3 protein-coding genes are annotated in these 2,230 nt (G+C 42.5%); 1 reads left to right on the top strand and 2 read right to left on the bottom strand.

Annotated elements, in window-relative coordinates; genetic code table 11:
• Positions 1–282 precede the first annotated feature (282 nt).
• Both VFM80_RS02130 and VFM80_RS02125 read right to left on the bottom strand, forming a co-directional pair.
• A complete protein-coding gene (locus VFM80_RS02130) occupies positions 283–1,203 on the bottom strand; it encodes an IS3 family transposase (protein WP_395069076.1) in 921 nt (306 codons plus the stop codon).
• Entirely contained in the window at positions 1,203–1,565 is a 363-nt protein-coding gene (locus tag VFM80_RS02125; protein WP_395069074.1) for a hypothetical protein, read from the bottom strand. The genes VFM80_RS02130 and VFM80_RS02125 overlap by 1 nt, the downstream gene beginning before the upstream one ends.
• A 68-nt stretch (positions 1,566–1,633) precedes the next feature.
• Between VFM80_RS02125 and VFM80_RS02120 the strand changes: the two genes are divergently transcribed.
• The coding region (locus VFM80_RS02120; protein WP_395069072.1) for a sensor histidine kinase at positions 1,634–2,230 on the top strand (597 nt) is incomplete at its 3' end.

Genomic DNA, 2,230 nt, shown 5'->3' with positions numbered 1-2,230 from the left:
GAGCGCCTTTAAGTTTTCTATGGTTTTGGATTTCTAACGCGAAGGATCTCAAACCCTACAATTGGAACAATAAATAGAATTTGAGATCCCTCTCGTTCAACGCTATGTTCCTAAACAAATCCCGAGCGATCGGGATGACAAATAAGGAGATTAATTTTGTATATCAACAAAAATAATCTTCTATAATCATTTATTCACCGACATTGGTCTTTTCCTGATTTAGGTTGACAGTTTTTGGGTTTATTTTTTACTAATACTGGCAAAGGTTAACACTTTTTCTTTTCATGGGCTATCACTGTTTTGTGAGGCTTCATCTTGGCTCGGTTTTACCGGGTAAGATATTGGCCTTTGTTTCCATAACTTCTTAGGCTCATACATCAAGGCATGTACCTCGGCTGGATATCCATTATTACAACTCATATGGGGCCGCCTTTCATTGTAATGACGAATATATACCGGCAGTTCCTTTGCCAGCTGATCAAAACTTTTAGTATGCGCATCACACAGGTATTCCTGCTTAAACGTTAAGTTAATGCGCTCGGCTTTAGGATTACGATCCGGGCGACCGGGTGGCGACCAACTTGCCACTATATGATCACCCAGCAACATCTGGTACGCTTTACTGGCATAAATGCTGCCATTATCACTATGATGAATCAATTTCACATCTCCGGGAACATGATCGGCTAAACCCATCTCCAGCGCACTCCCCACATGGCTGCTATTCGCCCGCCTCGACCAGCTATAACCTACTACATAGGAACTATAAGCGTCGGTAGATAAAGCCAAATGTCCTTTTCCATCGAGCGTTTTAACCTCCGTATCATCATGAACCCAAAGATGCCCGGGGCCGGCCACAGCAAGTTTATGAGCCAAATCCTGCCGCCCGCTATAATCAGATTTCCTCTTTTTCTTATAGATACGTTTGCGGCGCAACAAACGCCCATTTTCTCGCAATATTCGTAAAAACCGGTCTCGCCCGACCTTCACTTGTGGATAATCCCGGCAAAAAGACCCATGTAGTTTTACACCACCCATCTTTTTGTTAATAATGCGTTCGGCATTCACAAAGTCTAAAACGACCTGCGTGAGCCGGCTATAGTTGCTAAAATGATGTTCTGATTTATAAAGTGCCGCTCTGCTTACACCAAGCCATTCAGCAAACAGGGTCATCGAAACCCGGTAGCTGCGGCGAAATAATATTATAGCTTGGTGTCGGACTTTTTTCTGATAGAGATTCCCAATTCACGTTCGGCAATATCGATCATCGTCTGATAGAATTCTGAGCGCAGCTGTTCGCGCTCAAGTAGCTTTTGGGTATGCGTAAGCTGCTTTTTGAGCTCAGAAGGATCACTGGGATGATCTTTTAATGGTTTCTTTTCCATAGGTTTAGAATCCGGTGAATCGCAAGTATACCCAAATTTTCGCATCCAATTTAGTATAGCACTGCTGCCACCAATGTCATAATGAATTCTAGCCTGTTCTTTCGTCATTTCTCCGGTTACAACGCGCTGAATGACTCCAAGTTTGAAGCTGTCACTGAAATATTGAGGTCGTTTTTGCATAGGTCTGACTCCTGTAAATTGTGTCAACCTATTTCAGTATAAGACCATTAAATATCAAGGAAGTTGAATTGACCGCTTTTACAGAAAATATTTTTGAACTGTTTGAGCTTACGGCAAAAGAGAAAAATATATCCTTGAATTTACACAGTAATGAGCTTAATAGAATATCAGACGTATGGTTAGACCACGAAAAGATGGAGAAAGTAATCGCTAACCTGCTCTCTAACGCCATCAAATATACTGAACCGGTCGGAACCATCGATGTTCAGTTCCATGAAACAACATCTACCGGTAAAATCAGTATCAGCGATACGGGTATTGGCATTAGTGAAAGGCAGCAACAGCACATCTTCGACCGCTTTTATCAGGCAGAAAGCGGCGATAGCCGGCGTTCGGAAGGTGTAGGAATCGGCCTGGCGCTGGTTAAAGAATTTGTAGAACTGCATGGAGGTGAAATCACTATAGAATCACAAGAAGGGAAAGGCAGCTGTTTTACAGTCATTCTTAAAAAGGGGAGAAAACACTTTACAGATAAAGATTTTGAGATTTCTGAAAGGGTCGGTCATTCAATTGGTGAAAATGGCAATTTGTCGGCTGAAAATGGAATAACTCAGGCACATCGGGTAAAGCCGGCAAATGGCAAGCAAAAACCAGAACCGGATGAG

It is taken from the genome of Gracilimonas sp. (genome assembly GCF_035704785.1).
Taxonomy (GTDB): domain Bacteria; phylum Bacteroidota; class Rhodothermia; order Balneolales; family Balneolaceae; genus Gracilimonas.
The sequence above is the reverse complement of the archived record's forward strand: the minus strand, read 5'-3'. Positions and strand labels throughout refer to the sequence as shown.